Consider the following 20,864-nt stretch of genomic DNA (forward strand, 5'->3'; position numbering starts at 1 on the left):
AGGATGAGCGTGGAGTCAGCCGAGTCGATGCCGGACGAGCCGTTCGCGGACGTCCTGGCCTTGAGCCTCACCGAGTTGCGGACGATCCGCCACCCGGTGCTGCGCGAGGTCCTGGACGATCTCCGCGAGCGGGCCGCACAGCCCGGCGAGATGCTCTGGGGATACGGCAGCGCGTTCTGACGACGCGCCGCCGAGCGCCCGGCGGACGACGAAATCCGGTCAAGTTCCGCGCCGACAGCAGCAGTTCAGGTCGGTCGGGCTGCCGGGACCGACTCGGCGTTTGCCGGTTCCCCGGTCGGGAACGGGGCCAGGGACGACCGAGCCATGGGGGGTGACGGAGTGTCGCACGGTGTCGCCGTACCCGTCGGTCCCCCTGCCCCCGCCGTGCCCGTCCCGTTCCGCCAGTTCATCGTGAAAGTGCACGGCCGCTGCAACCTCGCGTGCCGCTACTGCTACCTCTACGCGGGCCCCGACCACACCTGGCGCGACCGTCCCGCGGCGGCGTCCGCGGCCGTACTGGAGCGCACCGCGACCCGGATCGCCGAGCACGCGCGCACCCACGGCCCCACCGACCTCTCCCTGGTCCTGCACGGCGGCGAACCCCTGCTGGCCGGGGCGGACACGCTCGCCCGCTTCACCGCCTTGGTCCGGGCCCGCGTCCCCGACGGCACGACGGTGCACGCGACGGTCCAGACGAACGCCACGCTGCTCACCGCGTCCCGCCTCGACGCCCTGGCCGCCGCCGGCATCAGCGTCGGCATCAGCCTCGACGGCGGCCTGCCCGGCCACAACGCACGGCGCGTCGACCACGCCGGACGGCCGTCCTGGCCCGCCGCCTCCCGGGGCGTCCGGCTGCTCGCCGACCGCTTCCCGGCCTCCTACGCCGGCATCCTCACGGTCGTCGACCCGACTCTGGACCCGGTGGAGACGTACGACTCGCTCCTCGCCCTGCGCCCGCCGGCCCTGGACCTGCTCCTGCCGCACGGCAACTGGTCGGCTCCGCCGCCGCACCACGACGGGCAGCGCCACGGCGACTGGCTCTGTGCGGTGTTCGACCGCTGGTGGCGGGCCGGGCGACGCGAGGCACGGGTCCGCCTGTTCGAGGCGTGCATCGCCCTGCTGCTCGGCCGGCCGGCTGCGACCGAGCACCTGGGACTCGCGCCGTTCGAGACGGTGGTCGTGGAGACCGACGGGTCGATCGAGCAGGTGGACTCCCTGAAGTCGGCCTACCACGGCGCGGCCGAGACCGGCCTCGACGTCTTCCGCCACCCCTTCGACGAGGCGCTGTGCCACCCCGCGGTGGCGGCCCGGCAGGCGGGAGCGGACGCGCTGGCCGCCACCTGCCGGGCCTGCCCCGTCCTGCACGTCTGCGGCGGCGGCCAGTACGCGCACCGGTACCGGGCCGGACACGGCTTCGTCCACCCCTCGGTGTACTGCACCGATCTCCAGCGCTTCATCCGGCACGTGGCGCGACGGCTCACCGAGGAGGTCCCCCCACCGGCCACCTCCTCGGCCGAAGGAGGCCTCCCGTGATATTCCCGCCGCTCCCCGACCAGGCCCTCGCCGAACTCGGCGCCGCCGGAGGCGGCCCGGCCACCCTGGCCCTGCTCGTCCGCGACCAGGACAGCCGACGGCTGCTGCTCCTGCGGGCCGTCCTGGAGGCAGCCGACGCGTCCATGGAGTGCCCGCCCGCCGCACGGCAGCGGCTCCACGAGGACTGGGCCCTGCTGGAGGAGGCCGAGGCCCTCGGCGCGCCCGGCGTAGCACCGCACCGCTCACCTGTCCGGGTTGCCCTGTGCCGGCCGCTCCTCGGCCCCTGGGCCCGGCGCTGCCTGCAGGGCCTCGCCCCCGCGGACTCCGCGGCCGACCCCGAGCGACGGCGACGGGAACTCGCGGAGGACCTGGCCCACTTCAGTGCCCTCGTCGCAGCCGCCGCCGTCCGGGCCGGCGTCCCCTTCGCCGTACGGCTCACCGCACACGGCGGCACGCTCGTGCTGCCCTCCCTGGGAGCGCTGCGCACCGGCCGTCCGGGGCCCCTGCGGGTCGACGCCGTCCACCGGCACGGACGGCTCACCCTGCGTCGGCCGGGCGAGCCGGACGTCTGCGTCGTCCCTGAGGACGGTGGCGGCGCCTGGTCCGACGCGCGCGCCTGGACCCCGGCGTACGCCCTGCCCGGTCTACGGCCGGACGACCCGCCGCTGCCGCTGGAGGACCTGGACCCGTACCGCGCCGCGCACGGTGACCCGCAGTGCTACGGCCTGACCGGGCCCGCCACCCTCGACGACGGCGAACGCAAGCACTGGCTCCAGGCCTGGTCGGGCACGGCGGCGGCGCTGCGGCTCGGCGGGGAGCGGCGGCTCACCGAGGCGGCGACCCTGCTGCGCTGCCTGGTGCCGCTCGCCATGCCCGACCGTGCCTCCGACGACGACCGCGCCCGCGGCTCCTGCAGCGCCACCCGGCGGGAGGCCTTCGGCGCGGTGCTCAGCAGTACGCCCCCCGACGCCACGCGTCTCGCCGCGACGCTCGTGCACGAACTGCACCACGCCAAACTGGCCGTGGTGAGCGAGATGGTCCCGCTGCACCACGCCGACGGCCGGGCACGGTACTTCGCTCCCTGGCGACCCGACCCCCGCCCGTACGACGGGCTTCTGCAAGGGGCGTACGCCCACCTCGCCCTCGCCGACTTCCACCAGCACCGCGCGCTCGACGGCACGGACCGCACCCGCCTCGACGCAGACTGGTCCCAGTTCGCGCGCTATCACGCCCAGGTGGGCGCGGCACTTCCCGCCCTCGTCGGGTCGGCCGAACTCACGCCACCGGGACGAAAGTTCGTCGAATGCCTGGTCGAGGCGCACGCCCGGATGGGCGAGCACCCCGCACCGAGGACCCACGCCGTGCGGGCCCGGGAGTACGTGAGCGCTGCGCGCCGCCTGTGGGCCCAGCGGCTCCCGGGCGACCCGCGTGCGCCACTTGCGTGACCGGCCCGCCGATTCCGGCGCAGAACGTTGCGTCGGGAGGTGGAGATCGTTGCGCTTGCGGGAAGGGATGCGAACCACGAGCGTCGGCGGCGGTGCGTTCCCATGCCTTCCCGGAGCCGTGCCCAGCTTCTAACATTTCGTGCGGGGAGGCCGCTGCATGTCTGGAACTCGTAGGCCGGTCGGGTCAGCCGAGAGGGGGGCCGTGCGGCAGACCGTCACGATCAGCTTCGCCGGGTTCAACCGTGCCTGGGCGGCCTGGATCGGCGACCGCCTGGAGCGGCGCGGCCTGCGTGTGGTGTACCTGCGGTGGGACGCGCCCCCGGAGGTGCCCCTGGCCGACCTGTTGCGCGACCTGAGCCTCGCCGAGGGCCGCGTCCTCATCCTCGTCAGTGACTGGTACTTCCTCCTGGGCCCGCGCACCCACGAGGAGTGGAACACCGCGCTGCGCGAGGTGGTGGCCCCGGACCCGTCCCGGTTCGCCGCCGTCTCCCTGACGACCGCGCCGGTCCCCGCCGCCACGGCCGTCCTCGGGCCCGCCGACCTCGTCAACATCGGCCCGGAGGAGGCCGAACGGCGTCTCTGCGAGCGACTGGACCTGGGCCACGAGCCGCTGCCGGAGTCCACCGGGAGCCGACGCGCGCCGCGCTTTCCGTCGGCCATGCCCGAGGTCTGGGGCAACGTGCCCCGCCGCAACACCCGGTTCACCGGCCGCGAGCCGCTGCTGAACGACGCCTACCACCTGCTGCACGGCAGTGAGCCCGGCGCAGGCGTCCTGACGATGTACGGCATGTCCGGGGTCGGGAAGACCCAGCTCGCCGCCGAATACGTGTACCGGTTCAGCTCCGAGTACGACGTGGTGTGGTGGATCAACGCCGAGAAGCGGGTGTCCTACCGCCGCGTGCTCGCCGAACTCGCCCCGAAACTGGGCCTGTCGACGGGCGCCGAGTACGGTGAGCGGCTGCGCGCGGTGCGCGACGCGCTGCGCCGCGGCGAGCCGTTCTCCCGCTGGCTGCTCATCCTCGACGGAGCCGACGACCCCGACCAGATCTGGGACCTGGTGCCGACCGGTCCCGGCCACGTGCTGATCACCTCGCGCAACCCGCAGTGGGGCGAGCACAACAGCCAGCTGATGCAGGTCCCGGTGTACGGCCGGGACGAGTCCGTGGCCTTCATCCGACGGCGCGCGCCTCGGCTCACGGAGACGGACGCCGACAAGCTCGCCGCCGCCCTGGAGGACCTGCCGCTGCTGCTGGACCAGACGGCCGGCTGGCTCAACGACTCCGACATGTCGGTCGAGGCCTACATCGAACTGCTCGAAGGCGGCATCGACCAGGACGTGGTCAAGGTGTCCGCCGACTTCCCGCTCGCCTTCCAGACCGCCTGGTCGATACTGCTGAACAAGCTCCGCGAGACCGTTCCCGAGTCGGTCGACCTGCTGCGGCTGTGCACGTTCTTCGCGCCCGGCTTCGTTCCCGTACGGCTGTTGAAGGAGATGCCGCACGACGACCTGCCCGAGCAGCTCACCGGGCTGCTCGAGGACCCGTTGCTGTGGAACAGGGCCATCAACCAGCTCCGCCAGTACTCGGTGGTGCGCCTGGAGTCCCACGAGACGTCGGGCGAACCGGGCGCGTCCTCCGGCGAGTCGCTCTACCTGCACCGCATGGTCCACCAGATCGTCCGCAAGGACATGCCCGAGTCGGACCGGCGGGAGTTCATCGACGTGGTCAGGCGCGCACTCGCGGCCGCCGACCCCGGCCGCGCCACCGACACCCGCCTGTGGGACACCTACGCCGAGATCGTGCCGCACCTCAAGTACGCGGACGTGCTCAACAGCCAGGACACCAAGGTCCAGCGCCTGGTGCTCAACTGCCTGCGCTACATGTACTTCGTCGGCGAGTACACCTCAGGGGTGAAACTCGGCGAGCGCGCCCTGCACGCCTGGCGCTCGTCCCTCGGCGAGCACCACCCGAGGATCTTCGAACTCATCTACCACTACGCCAACTTGCTGCGCTCCTCCGGCGACTACGTGCGCACCGAGGCCCTGGAGCGCGAGGCAGCCGACCACCTGCGCCGGGAACGCGGCGAACGCGACCTGGACTACCTCCGGGCGGTCAACGGACTGGGCGCCGACCTGTGGGGACTCGCCCGCTACGACGAGGCCCTGGAGCTCTACCGCTGGCTCTACCCGACCTACCGCGACCTCCTCGGCGAGGAGGACTCCCGCACCCTCAACGCCCTGAACAACCTCGGGTTCGCCCACCGGCTGCTCGGGCACTACCAGGAGGCCCTGGACGTCGACAAGACGACGCTGGAGCTGCGCCGCCGACTGCTGAAGGCACGGCACCCCTGGGCGCTGTTCTCCGAGGTCTCCTACGCCATCGGCCTGCGGCTGCTGGGCCGCTACACCGAGGCGGAGTCCATCCAGGCGAAGAACGTCCGCGAGTGCCGGCTCGTACTGGGCGCCGACAACCCGCAGACCCTGCGCGCCGAACACAACCTCGCCCTGTGCCGGCTGCGCGGTGGCGACCGCACCGCGGCGGGGTCCCTGCTGACGCGGGTCCTGGAGCGCTACGAGCGCAAGCTCGGCGACCACCACACGGAGACCCTGGCCGCGGCCGTCAGCCAGAGCTGCTTCGCCCGCGAGCACGGTGACATCGACCAGGCCCGCGAGGCCAGCGAGTCGATCATCGCCCGTTACGAGCAGCTCCTCACCGACAACCACCCCTTCATCGCCGGCGCCCACGCCAACCACGCCCTCGTGCTGCGCAGCGTCGGTGAACGCGACCACGCGCACGTGCTGATCGAGCAGGCGCTGGCCGACATGACGGCGGCGGTGGGGGAGAACCACCCCTACACGCTCGGCTGCGCCATCAACGCCTCCGCCCTGCGCAGCCTCATCGGTGACACCGAGGGCGCCGCCCGGCTCAGCCGGGACACCGTCACCCGGGCCACCGAGACGCTCGGCCGCACCCATCCGCTCACCCTGTCCGCCCGGGTGGCGCACGCCGCCGACCTGCACGGTCTGCGCGACACCCAGCAGGCCGAGAAGGTCGAGCAGGAGGCCCTGTCCGACCTGGAGGCCACCCTCGGCAAGCAGCACGTCCACACCATCTCGGCCCGCGCCCGCAACCGCCCGTACTGGGACTTCGAGCCCCAGGCGACCTGAGCGGCTGCGTGAAGCGGCTGCGCGAACGGCGACGGCCCGCCCCGGAAACCGGAGCGGGCCGTCGCCGTCGTGCGGGTGCCGGACGGCTTACGCCTCGAACACCTCGCGCACCAGCTGCTCCTGCTCCGCCTGGTGCCGCTTCGCCGAACCCACCGCCGGGGACGACCCGTGGGGGCGGGAGATGCGGCGCAGGCGCTCGCCGGCCGGGATGTCCGCGCCGACCGCCAGGTCCAGGTGGTCGATCAGGTTCAGGGCGATGAACGGCCAGGCGCCCTGGTTGGCCGGCTCCTCCTGGGCCCACAGGTACTTCTCGGCGTTCGGGTACTTCGCGATCTCCGCCTGGAGCTCGGCACCCGGCAGCGGGTACAGGCGCTCGATGCGGATGATCGCGGTGTCCGTCACGCCGCGCTTCTGGCGCTCGGCCTCGAGGTCGTAGTAGACCTTGCCGGCGCAGAAGACGACCTTGCGGACCGCGGCCGGGTCGACCGAGGCGTCGCCGATGACCGGGCGGAAGCCGCCCGTGGTGAACTCCTCCGCCTTCGACGCGGCGGCCTTCAGGCGCAGCATCGACTTCGGGGTGAAGACGACCAGCGGCTTGTGGTGCGGGTTGTGCACCTGCCACCGCAGGAGGTGGAAGTAGTTCGACGGGAGCGTCGGCATGGCGACCGTCATGTTGTTCTGCGCGCACAGCTGGAGGAACCGCTCGGGGCGGGCGGACGAGTGGTCCGGGCCCTGGCCCTCGTAGCCGTGCGGCAGGAGCAGGACGACGCCGGACGTCTGGCTCCACTTCTGCTCCGCGGAGGAGATGAACTCGTCCACGACCGTCTGCGCGCCGTTGACGAAGTCGCCGAACTGCGCCTCCCACATCACCAGCGCGTCGGGGCGGGCCAGCGAGTAGCCGTACTCGAAGCCCATCGCCGCGTACTCGGAGAGCAGGGAGTTGTAGACGTTGAGGCGGGCCTGGTCCTCGGCGAGGTACAGCAGCGGCGTGAAGTCCTGGCCGGTCTCACGGTCGATGATGACCGCGTGGCGCTGGCCGAACGTGCCGCGCTGGGAGTCCTGGCCCGCCAGGCGGACCGGGACGCCCTCCAGCAGGAGGGAGCCGACGGCCAGGGTCTCGCCCATGCCCCAGTCGATCGTGCCGTCCTCGACCATCGCCGCCCGGCGCTGCAGCTGCGGCAGCAGGCGCGGGTGGACGGTGACGTGGTCGGGGATGTTGACCTGGGACTCGGCGATCCGCTTGACGACCTCGGTGGAGACCGCGGTCTGCACCGCGACCGGGAAGCCGTCCTGCGGGTCGTGCGACGGCGCGGCGGCCGGCTGGGCCGTCGCCTCGCGGACCTCGGTGAAGACCTTCTCCAGCTGGCCCTGGTAGTCCTGCAGCGCCTGCTCGGCCTCTTCCAGGGTGATGTCGCCGCGACCGATCAGGGACTCGGTGTAGAGCTTGCGCACCGAGCGCTTCTTGTCGATCAGGTCGTACATCAGCGGCTGGGTGAAGGCCGGGTTGTCCGACTCGTTGTGACCGCGGCGGCGGTAGCAGATGAGGTCGATCACCACGTCCTTGTTGAACGCCTGGCGGAACTCGAACGCCAGCCGCGCGACGCGCACGACGGCCTCGGGGTCGTCGCCGTTCACGTGGAAGATCGGGGCCTCGATCATGCGGGCCACGTCCGTCGCGTACATGGAGGAACGCGAGGACTCGGGGGCCGCGGTGAAGCCGACCTGGTTGTTGATGACGATGTGGACCGTGCCGCCGGTGCGGTAGCCGCGCAGCTGCGACATGTTCAGGGTCTCGGCCACCACGCCCTGGCCCGCGAAGGCCGCGTCGCCGTGGATCGCCACCGGCAGGACCGTGAAGTCCGTGCCGCCCTTGTTGATGATGTCCTGCTTGGCGCGCGCGACGCCCTCCAGGACCGGGTCCACCGCCTCCAGGTGCGAGGGGTTCGCGACCAGGGAGACCTTGATCTGCTCGCCGTCCAGGCCGGTGAAGGTGCCCTCGGCGCCCAGGTGGTACTTCACGTCGCCGGAGCCGTGCATCGACTTCGGGTCGAGGTTGCCCTCGAACTCGCGGAAGATCTGCGCGTACGACTTGCCGACGATGTTCGCGAGGACGTTCAGCCGGCCGCGGTGGGCCATGCCGACGACGACCTCGTCCAGGCGGGACTCGGCGGCCGAGTCCAGCACCGCGTCGAGCAGCGGGATGACGGACTCGCCGCCCTCCAGCGAGAAGCGCTTCTGGCCGACGTACTTGGTCTGCAGGAACGTCTCGAACGCCTCGGCGGCGTTCAGGCGGCGCAGGATGCGCAGCTGCTCCTCGCGCTCCGGCTTGGAGTGCGGGCGCTCCACGCGGTCCTGGATCCACTTGCGCTGCTTGGGGTCCTGGATGTGCATGAACTCGATGCCGGTGGTGCGGCAGTACGAGTCGCGCAGCACGCCGAGGATGTCGCGCAGCTTCATCATCGACTTGCCGGCGAAGCCGCCGACCGCGAACTCGCGCTCCAGGTCCCACAGCGTCAGCCCGTGCTCGACGATGTCGAGGTCGGGGTGCTTGCGCTGGCGGTACTCCAGCGGGTCGGTGTCGGCCATGACGTGGCCGCGGACCCGGTAGGAGTGGATCAGCTCGAAGACGCGGGCGGCCTTGGTGACGTCGTCGTCGTGGCTGGCGTCGATGTCCTTGAGCCAGCGGACCGGCTCGTAGGGGATGCGCAGGGCCTCGAAGATGTCGTCGTAGAAGCCGTTGTCGCCCAGCAGCAGGTTGGCGACCGCGCGCAGGAACTCGCCGGAGGCCGCGCCCTGGATCACCCGGTGGTCGTAGGTCGACGTGAGCGTCATGACCTTGGAGATGCCGAGCTTGTTCAGCGTGTCCTGGGAGGTGCCCTGGAACTCGGCCGGGTAGTCCATGGAGCCGACGCCCATGATCACCGACTGGCCGGGCATCAGGCGCGGCACCGAGTGGACCGTGCCGAGGCCGCCGGGGTTGGTCAGGGAGACCGTGACGCCGGTGAAGTCGTCCATCGTCAGCTTGTTGTCGCGGGCGCGACGGACGATGTCCTCGTAGGCCTGCCAGAACTCGAAGAAGTTCAGCGTCTCGGCCTTCTTGATGGCGGCCACGACGAGCTGGCGGTCGCCGTTGGGCTTCACCAGGTCGATGGCCAGGCCGAGGTTCACGTGCGGCGGCTTGACCAGGACCGGCTTGCCGTCCTTCTCGCCGAACGAGTGGTTCATGGACGGCATCTGCTTGATGGCCTGGACCATCGCGAAGCCGATCAGGTGCGTGAAGGAGATCTTCCCGCCGCGCGCCCGCTTGAGGTGGTTGTTGATGACGATGCGGTTGTCGAACAGCAGCTTCACCGGGACCGCGCGGACCGAGGTGGCGGTCGGCAGCTCCAGCGAGGCGTTCATGTTCTTCGCGACCGCGGCGGACGGGCCGCGCAGCGGCACGTACTCCGGGCCCGCGGGCGCCTCGGTGGCCGGTGCGGCCTTCGCGGCGGCCGGCTTGGCGGGCGCGGGAGCGGCGGGGGCCTTCGCGGCGGGAGCCGCGGGCGCGGCCTGCGCCGGGGCGGCAGGGGCCGGGGTGGCCGGTGCAGCGGCGGGGGTCCGGTCGGCGGGAGCCGCGGGCGCGGCCGGAGCCGGGGTGGGGGTGGTCCCTGCGGCCCCCGTGGCCGCAGTACCCGCCGCAGCCGGGCCGCTGGGGGCGCCCGGCTTGTAGTCGGCGAAGAAGTCCCACCAGGCTCGGTCCACCGAATTCGGGTCCTGGAGGTACTGCTGATAGATCTCGTCGACGAGCCACTCGTTGGGACCGAACGCGGCAGCGGGGTTCTTGCCCGCTTGGTCCGCGTCGGTCGTCGGAGCGCTCGATGCGTTACTGGGGGACTGTGGCGACACGGCGGCAACCGCCCTCTTCCGCTTCACAAGGTGATGGACAGCGGGAATAAAGGCTACGCCTCCCGCGGGGTGAAGGTCAGGCCGGGCCCGTCCATCGTCGCGTAAGTCACATGAAAGAGCGTGTTTCGGGGCTTGAAATGGCGGGAAACAAGCGCGGTTGACCTGCTCACCGCGGAGCCCGCACAGGTGAGAGGGTACGCCGACGCGGACCGCGCGCGCCGAGCGTGCGGGCCCGCCCCTGATCACACGTGTCCGGCTGCGGGAACGCCGCGCGGACCGTCGTGGATCTTGAGGTTCCGGTTCGCACTGTACGTCAACTCGACGGAGAAGACTCTCCCGGAAGGGTGATGAGGATCCGGCAACCCCGCTCGGATTCGGCCACGCCGATCCGGCCACCGTGCAGATCGACCGCCCAGCGGGCGATCGCCAGTCCCAGCCCCGTGCCGCCGTCGCTGCCCGGACCGTGCGGCCGGCGCACCGCGCCCCGGTTGAACCGCTCGAAGACCCGGTGCCACTCGGAGCGCGGGATGCCCGGTCCCTCGTCCATGACCTCCAGCTCCAGCGACTCCGGCTGCGGCCCGCGCCGCGCCCTGACCGTCACGCGCCCGTGCGGCGGGCTGTGCTTGACCGCGTTGTCGATGAGGTTCGCCACCACCTGGTGGATGCGCTCGGGGTCCGCGAGCGCGGTCAGCTCCGGCGGCGAGACGTCCAGGTGCAGGTGCACGTCGGTCCGCGTGTGACTGCCCGAGCCCGACGCCATCCCCGCGCGCGCCGAGGCCACCATGTTGGCCTCCTTCAGCACGCCCGACAGGTACGGCCACACCTCGAAGCGCCGCTTGCGCAGCGGGACGACGCCGTTGTCCAGGCGGGACAGGTCCAGCAGGGTCTCCACCAGCCGCCCGAGCCGCTCAGTCTGCTTCAGCGCCGTGCGCATCGTCTCCGGGTCGGCCTCCGCGATGCCGTCGACCACGTTCTCCAGCACCGCGCGCAGGCCCGCGATGGGGGTGCGCAGCTCGTGCGAGACGTTCGCCACCAGCTCCTTGCGCTGGCGGTCCTGGGCCTCCAGCTCGTCGGCCATGACGTTGATCGTCTGCGCCAGGTCGCCCAGTTCGTCGCGCCGCCGCTCGCTCACCCGGCGCGTGTAGTCGCCGTCGGAGATGGACCGGGCGACGGTGTTCATCTCCCCCAGCGGGGCGGTCAGCGAGTGCGCCACGAACTGCGTGATCAGCAGCGTGGCGATCATCGAGAAGACCGTGATGAACCGCAGCTCCGTCTTGGTGTGCACGGCGATCACCGACAGGCCCGTGGTGATCAGGACCGACGTGACGACCAGCGCGCCCAGCTTGGTCTTGATCGAGAACGGGCGAACGCCCCCGAAGGGCTCCCCGGGGCTTCTGGGTCCGTCCGGCCCGCCGGTCATGGCGTCGGGGTCTCCAGGGCGTAGCCGACGCCGTGCACCGTGCGGATCCGCTCGGCGCCGATCTTCCGCCGCAGCGCCTTGATGTGGCTGTCGACGGTCCGGGTGCCCGACGCGTCGGCCCAGTCCCACACCTCGGCGAGCAGCTGCTCACGGGAGAGCACCGCGCGCGGGGTGTTGGCCAGGCACACCAGCAGGTCGAACTCGGTCGGCGTCAGGTGCACGTCCTCGGAGCGCACGCGCACGCGCCGCTGGGCGTGGTCGATCTCCAGTTCGCCGAGCCGCAGGATGCCGGTGCGCGGCGTCGAGGCGGCCAGCGCGGCCCGCTCCACCCGGCGCAGCAGCACGTGCACGCGCGCGGCGAGCTCCCGCATCGAGAACGGCTTGGTCATGTAGTCGTCGGCGCCGACGCCGAGCCCGACCAGCATGTCGGTCTCGTCGTCGCGCGCGGTCAGCATCAGCACCGGCACCGGCCGCTGGGCCTGCACGCGCCGGCAGACCTCCAGGCCGTCGAAGCCCGGCAGCATGATGTCGAGGATCAGCAGGTCCGGCTGCCAGGCCTCGGCCGTGTCGACCGCCGCGGGGCCGTCTCCCGCCGTTTGCACGAGGAATCCCTCGGCGCGCAGGCGGGCCGCGATCGCGTCGACGATGGTCGGGTCGTCCTCCACGACCAGCACGCGCCGCTGCGCGCCCTGGGTGGCCGTCGTCGTTCCGCTGTGCGAGGTGTGTGTCTGCTCCATCGCCCGCCCCTGAGATTGCTTACCCGGGATCCGTGGGGTGATCCCATGTCTGCGCATGACTGCGATTGACGCTTGAATGATCGGCGCCAAGGCAGCAGCGTACGGGGAGTCGCCGCGCCTTTGCTATCCAGGTCGGACGCCGAGGTGCACCACGTCCGGCACGCCTCGGGCAACCGGGATCTCTTCGGTACGCACCTGCGGGAACCCGGCATTCCGCAAGGTTCCCTCGAATTCCGCAGACGGCTGCGCGGACCACACGGCGAGCACCCCGCTGGGTCTCAACACCCGCGCGCAGGAGGCGAGTCCGGCCGGTGCGTAGAGCCCGTCGTTGTCCTCGGTGACCGTCCAGCCGGGCCCGTTGTCGATGTCGAGGCACAGCGCGTCGAACGTGTCCGATGTCTCATGGAGATAAGCGACCAGATCCGCCTCGGCGACCGTCACGCGCGGGTCGGCGAGCGCGTCCCGGGACACCGCGCCCAGCGGGCCCTCGCGGTGCCAGTCGACGACCGCCCGCTCGCGCTCCACCACGGTGATCCGCCCCCAGCGGGGTTCGGCGGCGGCGTGTGCGAGCGAGAATCCCACGCCGAGCCCGCCGATCAGGACGTGCGGTGCGGGCCGGTCGTCCAGCGCGGCCAGCGCCGCGTCGACCAGCAGCCGCTCCGAGCGGCCGTCGGAGGTGTCCATGAGGAAACAGCCGTTGGCGATGATCTGCAGGACCTCCCCGTGCCGGCGCAGCACCACCTCGCCGTGCGGGCCCGTACGACGGTCCAGGACTCGGGGGGTCTCTGAGCCGAGGGGAAGTTCGTCGGAGAGGGGCATCGGCCCATCCTGGCACTTACGTGACCGATTGTTGACGGAGTTTGTGCACGTCATCCGAGTGGGGGAGGGAAGCCGTACGCGGAGCACCTTGAGAGGTTGCTGAGAATCGCCGGTGACGTGGCCGCGGTCACAGACAGCGGGCCCCCGCGCGGCGAAGGCTGGCGGCAACGGAAGGAGCGCCTCAGGTGGAACGCACCGCACCGCCGGACCCGTCGCCCCGCGCGACACCACGGGTTCCCGCGCCCCCGCAGGCCCATGGACGGCCCCCCGGACCGCTGGACGGGATGCCCCGCCAGTGGACCCCCGAGCGGGAACCCGGGCCGGCCCGGCCGGACGCGCCCGAGGCCGGCCCCGCCCCGCGCGGCCCGAGCCCCTGGTACCTCCTGCCGACCCCGACCGCCACCCCCTTCACCTTCTGGTACGCCGTCCTCCTCGCCGTCACCTCCTGCGTCGCCACGTACGCCGACCCTTCGCTCGTGCACGCCCTGCACCAGGGCTCCAGCACGGACGTGGCCCACCTGCTGCGGGCCCCGGTGCCCGTGCTGGCGGCCAGCGCGCTGTGGGTGGCGGGCGGCTTCGTCTCGCCGTTCGCCGTGGGCTTCGTGGTCGTGCTCACCGCGCTCGAACGGCGCCTCGGCGGGCTGCGCACGGCGGCCGTGTTCGTCGCCGGGCACGCCCTGGCCACGCTGGCCACCGAGGGGCCGGTCGGCCTCGCGGTCCTCGCCGGGCACCTGCCCGGCACCTCGCTGCACCGCCTCGACTACGGCATCAGCTTCGGCGTGGCCGCGAGCGTGGGGGCCCTGTCCGGGCTGCTCGCGCCGTGGCTGCGGTGGCCGCTGCTCATCACCTTCGGGGGCCTGCTGCTGCAGGACCTGGTCGCCTTCACCGACCCGCTGACCAACTGGGGACACCTCATCGCCCTCGCGGTGGGCGTGGCCCTGTGGCCGACGGTGCGCGGGTGGCGGACGGACCGGGAGACGGCCACGGAACGGCCGGCGGAGCCGGGGCCCGGGCGGACGGACCGGCCGACGGTGCGCGCCACGGCGGCGTAGGGCACGAGCGGCTGCTTCACGCGGAGTTCGAGGGGGGGCTGACGCGCAGGGCGAGTCTGCGCACCCGGCACCGGGAACCGGGACGCGGATGCGGCCGGCCGGCTCCCGCGGCCGGCCGACGGGCGACGGCCCGGGGCCCGCCGGGACAGGTGCCGCGAGCGGGGCGGGCGCCGCCGCCGTGCTCGGAGCGGGCGCCATGGCCGGGACAGGTGCCGTGACCCGGGCCGCCGTCACGCGAGCGGCCGCTGCCCTGCCGGGCCGCCGTCCCGCGAGCGGTTGCCCTGCCGGGCCGCCGTCCCGCGAGCGGCTGCCCTGCCGGGCCGCCAAGCTGCCGGGCCGCCCGCACGCCGGCCGCAACCGCCCGCGTGCCGCAGCCACCTGGGCCACCTGCTCGCCCGCGCCCGCCGCTCGGGCTGTCTGCTCACCCGCCCGCAGCTCGGGCCGCCGCGCGCTTTCGCCCGCCACCCGGCCACCCCTTCAGGGCCGCCGCCCCGCCAAGCCGCCGGGCCGACGGCCCACCACCCGCGCCCACCCGCGTGCCGCCGCCGCCCGCGCCGCCTGCTCGCCCCGCACGCCGCCCGGACCGCCCGCCGGCCCCAGTCCGCCGCCCGCGCCGCCTACTCGCCCCCGTCCTCGTCCTCCACCCCCATGAACTTCGCGCTGGTCAGGACCGCCTCCACCCGCCAGCCCAGTGCCTCGTACAGCGCCCGCCCGTCGGGGGTGGCCGCGAGGACGCCGCGGCGCGCTCCCGTCGTGACCGCCGTGGCCAGCAGACGCCGTACCACCAGGCCGCCCAGGCCCCGGCGCCGGTGGGCCGGTGCCGTCTCGATGCGGTCGACGACCGCCTGCGCCCCGGTCGGCACGATCTGGCCGCGGGCCGCGAGGGAGCCGTCCGGCGCGGTGACCAGGACCTTGGTCACGCCGCCCCGGGTCCAGTCGCGCACGGCGTAGCCGACCGGCACCGTGCCTCCGCCGTCGGGCACGGCGGCACCGGAGGGCGGCGCCAGCGGGACCGTCATCAGGTAGCCCGGCTCGGGGTCGACCCACCAGCCAGGGCCCAGCCACGCCGAGACGTCCCCGGGGTCCCGGAACGCCTTCAGCCAGACGCCCGCCCCGGTCACCTCGCCCGCGACCTTGCGCACGACCGCCTCCTCCACGCCCTCGCCGATCGCGCCGAGGACGTGCCGGGACACGTGCTGGACGTCCCCGACGTCGATGGTCACGCCCCAGGGCCGCGGCTGCGGGGGTGCGGCCCCGCGCGACACGACCCACCCGTCGACCCATGCCCGTACGATCTCGTGCACACCCGCCTCCGTAACAACCCCTCGGCCAGGTCACCTCTTACACGGCTGACGATATGCGCCCGCTCGCCCCCTTCCCCACCCTTGATCGCTCACAGCGAACACGGCCCTGGGAACATTCGGAGGCTCACGTGCATTGAGTCGGCATAACTCAACTTGACTGCCGAAGGGGAGATCATGGCTGCTGAGTCCGCAGCGTTCACACCGCTCACCCTGCCTGTGCTGCCGCTCGACGACGAGGTGGTGCTGCCCGGGATGGTGGTTCCGCTGGACCTCAACGACGCCGACGTGCGCGCCGCGGTGGAGGCCGCCCAGGCCGCCGCCCGCTCCGAGCCCGGGAAGCCGAAGGTCCTCCTCGTCCCCCGCGTCGACGGCACCTACGCCGGCACCGGCGTGCTGGGCACGGTCGAGCAGGTGGGCCGGCTGGCCGACGGCGACCCCGGCGCCCTGATCCGCGGCCGCGGCCGCGTGAAGATCGGCGCGGGCACCACCGGCCCCGGCGCGGCGCTGTGGGTCGAGGGCACCCGGATCGACGAGTCCACCCCCGATCCGCTGCCCGGCCACGTCACCGACCTGGTCAAGGAGTACAAGGCCCTGGCCACCGCCTGGCTCCGCAAGCGCGGCGCCTGGCAGGTCGTGGACCGCGTGCAGGCCATCGACGACGTCTCCGCCCTCGCCGACAACTCCGGTTACTCGCCCTTCCTCACCACCGAGCAGAAGGTCGAGCTGCTGGAGACCGCCGACCCGGTGGCCCGGCTGAAGCTCGCCACCCAGCAGCTGCGCGACCACCTCGCGGAGCAGGAGGTGGCCGAGACCATCGCCAAGGACGTCCAGGAGGGCGTCGACAAGCAGCAGCGCGAGTTCCTGCTGCGCCGCCAGCTGGAGGCCGTGCGCAAGGAGCTGCGCGAGCTCAACGGCGACGGTTCCAAGGATTCGGCCGAGGAGTCCGACGACTACCGCGCCCGCGTGGAGGCCGCCGACCTGCCGGAGAAGGTCCGCGAGGCGGCCCTGAAGGAGGTCGACAAGCTGGAGCGGTCCAGCGACCAGTCCCCGGAGGGCTCCTGGATCCGCACCTGGCTGGACACCGTCCTCGAACTCCCGTGGAACGAACGGACCGAGGACGCCTACGACATCCAGGGCGCCAAGGCGGTCCTGGACGCCGAGCACTCCGGTCTGGAGGACGTCAAGGAGCGCATCACCGAGTACCTGGCCGTGCGCAAGCGGCGCGCGGAGCGCGGCCTCGGCGTCGTCGGCGGGCGGCGCGGCGGTGCCGTCCTGGCGCTCGTCGGCCCGCCCGGCGTCGGCAAGACCTCGCTCGGCGAGTCGGTCGCCCACGCCATGGGCCGGACGTTCGTCCGCGTCGCCCTCGGCGGCGTGCGCGACGAGGCCGAGATCCGCGGCCACCGCCGTACGTACGTCGGCGCGCTGCCCGGCCGGATCGTGCGGGCGATCAAGGAGGCCGGGTCCATGAACCCGGTGGTCCTGCTCGACGAGATCGACAAGGTGGGCTCGGACTTCCGCGGCGACCCCGCGGCCGCGCTCCTGGAGGTGCTGGACCCGGCGCAGAACCACACGTTCCGCGACCACTACCTGGAGGTCGAGCTCGACCTCAGCGACGTGGTGTTCCTGGCCACGGCGAACGTCCTGGAGGCCATCCCGGAAGCCCTGCTCGACCGCATGGAGCTGGTCCGCCTGGACGGCTACACCGAGGACGAGAAGGTCGTCATCGCCCGCGACCACCTGCTCCCGCGCCAGCTGGAGCGGGCGGGCCTGAGCAAGGACGAGGTGACCCTGGACGAGAGCGCGCTGCGCAAGCTGGCCGGCGAGTACACCCGCGAGGCGGGCGTGCGCACCCTGGAGCGCTCCATCGCCCGGCTGCTGCGCAAGGTGGCCGCCCAGCACGAACTGGGCCGGCGGGAGCTGCCGTTCACCCTCACCGACGCGGACCTGCGGTCCCTGCTCGGCCGGCCGCACCACGTGCCGGAGTCGGCCCAGGACCCGGCCGAGCGCCGTACGGCGGTGCCCGGCGTGGCCACCGGCCTGGCGGTGACCGGGGCGGGCGGCGACGTGCTGTTCGTCGAGGCGTCGCTGGCCGACCCGGAGACGGGCGGCGCGGGGCTGACCCTGACCGGTCAGCTCGGCGACGTGATGAAGGAGTCGGCGCAGATCGCGCTGAGCTTCCTGCGCAGCCACGGCGCCGAACTGGAGCTGCCGGTCGCCGACCTGAAGGACCGGGGCGTGCACATCCACTTCCCGGCGGGCGCGGTCCCCAAGGACGGCCCGAGCGCCGGCATCACCATGACCACGGCCCTCGCGTCGCTGCTGTCGGGCCGTCTGGTCCGCACGGACGTGGCGATGACCGGCGAGGTCTCGCTGACCGGGCGGGTGCTGCCGATCGGCGGGGTGAAGCAGAAGCTGCTCGCCGCGCACCGGGCGGGCGTCACCACGGTGATCATCCCCAAGCGCAACGAGCCCGACCTGGACGACGTCCCGGCGGAGGTGCTGGACAAGCTCGACGTCCACACCGTCACCGACGTCCGCCAGGTCCTGGAACTGGCGCTGGCCCCCGCCACCAGCGGGGCGGCGCCGGAGGTGCCGGCCGCCGCGTGACGGGGACGGCCGGCCGACGGAAGGCCCGGGTTCCCCTGCGGGGGTCCGGGCCTTCCCGGTGCCGGCCGGCCACCCCCGGCCGGCCCCGTCAGCCGCCGGCCGGCCGGGGCCCGTCAGCCGTTGGCCAGTGCCTGGACGCGGTCCAGGGCCCCGTTGAACTTGTCGTGGTCGCCGACCGTCGGGCCGGTGGAGGTGTACTGCCACATCGTGTAGTAGCCCCAGCCGGCCGGCAGGGTCCCCGGGTCGGCGGCGTAGCGGGCGATCCACAGCGGGTTGGTGGCGGCGAAGCCGGCGTAGTTGCCCGTGCACTGGGTCCACCAGCTGGTGGCCGTGTAGATGACGGCGTCGCGGCCGGTGCGGGCCCGGTACTGGGTGAGGAAGTCGCGGATCCAGGTCACCATCGCGCTCTGGGTCCTGCCGTAGCAGGCGGCGCCGTACGGGTTCCACTCGATGTCGAGGACGCCGGGCAGGGTCCGGCCGTCGCGGGACCAGCCGCCGCCGTGGTCCACGAAGTAGTTGGCCTGGGTCGCCCCGCCGGTCGTGTCCGGGGTCGCGAAGTGGTACGAGCCGCGGATCATGCCGACGTCGTAGGCGCCGTTGTACTGCTGGGCGAAGGAGGTGTTCTGGTAGTACGTGCCTTCGGTCGCCTTGGTGTACGCCCAGCGCACCCCGCTGCCCCACAGGGTGGACCAGGCGACGTTGCCCTGGTGGGCGGAGACGTCCACGCCCTCCGTCTGGGTGGCGTCACCGGGGACCGGGGTGCCGCTCCGCCCGTCGTGGGCGAGGACGCCCATGCCCATCTCGGCGGAGCCGCGGGCGGGCACGGCCGCCGCGGTGGCGGAGGCGGGGGAGGCGGGCAGGAGCAGGGCGCCGAGGGCGGCGAAGGCGCCCAGGGTGGCGGCCAGGACGGCGGTGGCCGGTCTCGTGGGGGTGGCGCCGGATCTGTGCACGGGCATGACGTACCTCCGGGGGAGTGGTGGGGGGAACGCGGATCTCGTGCCGGGCGGTGCGCGGTCACCCGTCCGGCATGTATGGCGTGGTCATGCCAGGATGGGGGCGCGTTGACGACGCTACGCACGTAGAACGGCCCCTGAGAAGGGGGTCCGGGAGCTGCCGTTGGTCTACGCCTGCGAAATACTGACGGAGCTGGGGCGATGGCCGGCAGTGGCGGAAACTTTCAGGTACGGGAAACCGGGCAGGGGTGCTGACGTGCACGACGACGCGAACGGCGACGCGAAGGACGCGGCGGACCGCGCCGCACGACGAGGCGGCCCGGCCGGCGGCGCCGACCCCGAGTTCCTCTCGCTGGAGCGGGAGTTGACGGTGCTGCTGCGCCGCGCCCGCGCCAACCAGGGGGAGATGGCCCGCGAGGTCCACCCCGACCTGGAGCCCGCCGCGTACGGGCTGCTCATCCGGCTGGACGAGCTGGGCCGCCAGCGCGCCACCGAACTGGCCGCCTACATCGGCGTCGGCAAGGCCACCATGTCCCGCCAGCTGCGCGCCCTGGAGGAGCTGGGACTGCTCGCCCGCGAACCCGACCCCGCCGACGGCCGCGCCTGGCTGGTCGACCTCACCGAGGAGGGACGCTCCCGGGTCGGCCGCGTGCGCGAGGCCCGCCGCGCCCGCTACGTCAGCCAGCTCGCCCACTGGGACCGCCGCGAGGTCGCGGAACTGGCCCGCCTGCTGCACCAGCTGAACCGGGTCATGGAGAAGTAGCGCCCCGGCCACGGCCCTTGACGGCCGTCGGGACGCGCGCCGCCCGCGCCGACTACGCCAAGGCCGCAGCGGTCGTCCTCACCACGGGAGTCCGCGTCACAGCCGGGCGAACACCACCGTGGCGTCGTCGTGGGTCTTGCCGCGGCCCAGGAAGGTGCGGCTGTCCCGGTCGGCCCGCTCCCGTTCCCGCACCCGCCGCACCAGGGCGCGGGCGCCCTCGTCGCGGACCAGGGTGAACAGGTCCGTCCAGTCGCCCTCGCGGAACATCTCCGCCCAGCGCGCCGCGCCGTCCGACAGCCCGGCCAGCGCGCGGACCCGGTCCCGGGGGAGGCTCCCGGTCACCGCCCTCTCCGCCACCGCCGGGTCCGCGGCCGCGGTGAAGAAGCCGCCCTCCTTGTTGCGCACCCGGGTGTCCACGATCGCGTCGCTCGCCAGCAGAGCGCGGGGCAGCCGGGCGAGCCGGTCGTCGAGCACCGGGGTGACCGTGCCGTCGGGCGCCTGGAGGAGCAGGGCGCAGTCGGAGAGCACCAGGTACTCGACCGCGTCCCCGGACCAGCGCGCGACCGCCACGGTTGCCTGCGGCGTACGCGGGTGAGAAAGGTCACAGGTGCCCGCATGGGCCGCGGCGGTACGGGAAATGGCGCGGGACAGGGCCTCGGCCAGCGGAACATCCGGGAGGGAAACGGTCAGTTCGGTCAGGGCCCCGCCCAGCCGCGCCGTGAACCAGGGGACCGAATGCAGACAGCCCGTCGCGCTCCTCGGCGGAGTCACGCCGTCGAGGACGACGAGCGAACCGCCCTGCCCGGAGGCGGGAAGCCCGACGCTCGCGAAGTCCTCGTTGGGGCAGGAGGAGTCCCCGGGCTCCGAGACGAGTTCCGTATGCATCCGGCCAGTCTGCACGACGTCTTCACAGACCCCGCGAAAGGCTTGCATCGGTTGCCCGTCGGGCGCACCGACGCAGGTCAGGCGCCGGTTTTGGGCGGGATTGCAGGGCTCCGGGAAGGCGTGGCGGCGAATATTGCCAAAGCCCGCCGCAGACGTCCAACCGGCCCGCGGGACAAGGCCGTCGCACGCGCCAGAGGAACTTGCCCGCCAACTCCCCTCCGATGTTCACTCCTTCGGGTGGCGGCGCAGGCGATGAGCGATGACCGCCCACCGGCACTGGGAGGGTCGGGAACCG

Annotated in this window: 14 protein-coding genes; 7 read left to right on the forward strand and 7 right to left on the reverse strand. The window is 73.0% G+C overall.

The window, feature by feature from the left end; genetic code table 11:
- Positions 1–3 precede the first annotated feature (3 nt).
- The 4 genes from fxsA (at position 4) to fxsT (ending at position 6,144) form a co-directional block, all read left to right on the forward strand.
- Positions 4–180, forward strand: coding sequence for an FxSxx-COOH cyclophane-containing RiPP peptide (gene fxsA, locus E4U91_RS23340; protein WP_137308642.1), 177 nt, complete (start codon positions 4–6; stop codon positions 178–180).
- Between the two features lie 144 nt (positions 181–324).
- The gene (locus E4U91_RS23345; protein WP_137308643.1) at positions 325–1,533 is read left to right on the forward strand and encodes an FxsB family cyclophane-forming radical SAM/SPASM peptide maturase; all 1,209 of its coding nucleotides are present in this window, start codon (positions 325–327) and stop codon (positions 1,531–1,533) included.
- On the forward strand, positions 1,533–2,978 hold the full coding sequence (locus E4U91_RS23350) for an aKG-HExxH-type peptide beta-hydroxylase (RefSeq protein ID WP_137310970.1): 1,446 nt from the start codon (positions 1,533–1,535) through the stop codon (positions 2,976–2,978). Before E4U91_RS23345 ends, E4U91_RS23350 begins: the two co-directional genes overlap by 1 nt.
- 157 nt (positions 2,979–3,135) lie before the next feature.
- Positions 3,136–6,144, forward strand: a complete 3,009-nt coding sequence (gene fxsT, locus E4U91_RS23355; protein WP_137308644.1) for an FxSxx-COOH system tetratricopeptide repeat protein — start codon at positions 3,136–3,138, stop codon at positions 6,142–6,144.
- A gap of 87 nt (positions 6,145–6,231) precedes the next feature.
- On the opposite strand, the gene E4U91_RS23360 is transcribed toward fxsT, so the two are convergent.
- The 4 genes from E4U91_RS23360 to E4U91_RS23375 form a co-directional block, all read right to left on the reverse strand.
- Positions 6,232–10,029, reverse strand: coding sequence for a multifunctional oxoglutarate decarboxylase/oxoglutarate dehydrogenase thiamine pyrophosphate-binding subunit/dihydrolipoyllysine-residue succinyltransferase subunit (locus E4U91_RS23360; protein ID WP_137308645.1), 3,798 nt, complete (start codon positions 10,027–10,029; stop codon positions 6,232–6,234).
- A 313-nt stretch (positions 10,030–10,342) separates the two neighbouring features.
- Positions 10,343–11,449 carry a sensor histidine kinase gene (locus E4U91_RS23365; protein ID WP_137308646.1) on the reverse strand — a complete coding sequence of 369 codons (1,107 nt, stop codon included), beginning with the start codon at positions 11,447–11,449 and terminating at the stop codon, positions 10,343–10,345.
- Positions 11,446–12,186 carry a response regulator transcription factor gene (locus tag E4U91_RS23370; protein ID WP_137308647.1) on the reverse strand — a complete coding sequence of 247 codons (741 nt, stop codon included), beginning with the start codon at positions 12,184–12,186 and terminating at the stop codon, positions 11,446–11,448. Before E4U91_RS23370 ends, E4U91_RS23365 begins: the two co-directional genes overlap by 4 nt.
- Before the next feature lie 123 nt (positions 12,187–12,309).
- The gene (locus tag E4U91_RS23375) at positions 12,310–13,005 is read right to left on the reverse strand and encodes a spermine/spermidine synthase domain-containing protein (RefSeq protein ID WP_137308648.1); all 696 of its coding nucleotides are present in this window, start codon (positions 13,003–13,005) and stop codon (positions 12,310–12,312) included.
- Between the two features lie 185 nt (positions 13,006–13,190).
- Between E4U91_RS23375 and E4U91_RS23380 the strand changes: the two genes are divergently transcribed.
- A complete protein-coding gene (locus tag E4U91_RS23380) occupies positions 13,191–14,057 on the forward strand; it encodes a rhomboid-like protein (RefSeq protein WP_241678668.1) in 867 nt (288 codons plus the stop codon).
- 617 nt (positions 14,058–14,674) lie between these two features.
- Here E4U91_RS23380 and E4U91_RS23385 read toward each other — a convergent pair.
- Positions 14,675–15,361: a GNAT family N-acetyltransferase gene (locus E4U91_RS23385; protein WP_137308649.1), complete on the reverse strand. Its 687-nt coding sequence runs from the start codon at positions 15,359–15,361 to the stop codon at positions 14,675–14,677.
- A 174-nt stretch (positions 15,362–15,535) separates the two neighbouring features.
- On the opposite strand from E4U91_RS23385, the gene lon reads away from it, so the two are divergent.
- Positions 15,536–17,968: an endopeptidase La gene (lon, locus tag E4U91_RS23390; protein WP_137308650.1), complete on the forward strand. Its 2,433-nt coding sequence runs from the start codon at positions 15,536–15,538 to the stop codon at positions 17,966–17,968.
- Positions 17,969–18,081: 113 nt separating this feature from the next.
- Here the strand turns inward: lon and E4U91_RS23395 are convergent, their stop codons facing one another.
- The gene (locus E4U91_RS23395; RefSeq protein WP_137308651.1) at positions 18,082–18,924 is read right to left on the reverse strand and encodes a lysozyme; all 843 of its coding nucleotides are present in this window, start codon (positions 18,922–18,924) and stop codon (positions 18,082–18,084) included.
- Between the two features lie 253 nt (positions 18,925–19,177).
- On the opposite strand from E4U91_RS23395, the gene E4U91_RS23400 reads away from it, so the two are divergent.
- On the forward strand, positions 19,178–19,684 hold the full coding sequence (locus E4U91_RS23400) for a MarR family winged helix-turn-helix transcriptional regulator (RefSeq protein ID WP_137308652.1): 507 nt from the start codon (positions 19,178–19,180) through the stop codon (positions 19,682–19,684).
- A 96-nt stretch (positions 19,685–19,780) separates the two neighbouring features.
- On the opposite strand, the gene E4U91_RS23405 is transcribed toward E4U91_RS23400, so the two are convergent.
- Entirely contained in the window at positions 19,781–20,569 is a 789-nt protein-coding gene (locus E4U91_RS23405) for a protein phosphatase 2C domain-containing protein (protein WP_137308653.1), read from the reverse strand.
- Between the last annotated feature and the right edge of the window lie 295 nt (positions 20,570–20,864).

The sequence above is a fragment of the Streptomyces lasalocidi genome, from assembly GCF_005280215.1.
GTDB classification, from domain to species: Bacteria; Actinomycetota; Actinomycetes; order Streptomycetales; family Streptomycetaceae; genus Streptomyces; species Streptomyces longwoodensis.

What these genes read in the sequence shown, in the direction of transcription:
- fxsA (WP_137308642.1), top strand. Translation starts at nt 4, where the DNA reads ATGAGCGTGGAGTCAGCCGAGTCGATGCCGGACGAGCCGTTCGCGGAC.
- E4U91_RS23405 (WP_137308653.1), bottom strand. Translation starts at nt 20,569, where the DNA reads ATGCATACGGAACTCGTCTCGGAGCCCGGGGACTCCTCCTGCCCCAAC.
- E4U91_RS23345 (WP_137308643.1), top strand. Translation starts at nt 325, where the DNA reads ATGGGGGGTGACGGAGTGTCGCACGGTGTCGCCGTACCCGTCGGTCCC.
- E4U91_RS23375 (WP_137308648.1), bottom strand. Translation starts at nt 13,005, where the DNA reads ATGCCCCTCTCCGACGAACTTCCCCTCGGCTCAGAGACCCCCCGAGTC.
- E4U91_RS23370 (WP_137308647.1), bottom strand. Translation starts at nt 12,186, where the DNA reads ATGGAGCAGACACACACCTCGCACAGCGGAACGACGACGGCCACCCAG.
- fxsT (WP_137308644.1), top strand. Translation starts at nt 3,136, where the DNA reads ATGTCTGGAACTCGTAGGCCGGTCGGGTCAGCCGAGAGGGGGGCCGTG.
- E4U91_RS23365 (WP_137308646.1), bottom strand. Translation starts at nt 11,449, where the DNA reads ATGACCGGCGGGCCGGACGGACCCAGAAGCCCCGGGGAGCCCTTCGGG.
- lon (WP_137308650.1), top strand. Translation starts at nt 15,536, where the DNA reads ATGGCTGCTGAGTCCGCAGCGTTCACACCGCTCACCCTGCCTGTGCTG.
- E4U91_RS23395 (WP_137308651.1), bottom strand. Translation starts at nt 18,924, where the DNA reads ATGCCCGTGCACAGATCCGGCGCCACCCCCACGAGACCGGCCACCGCC.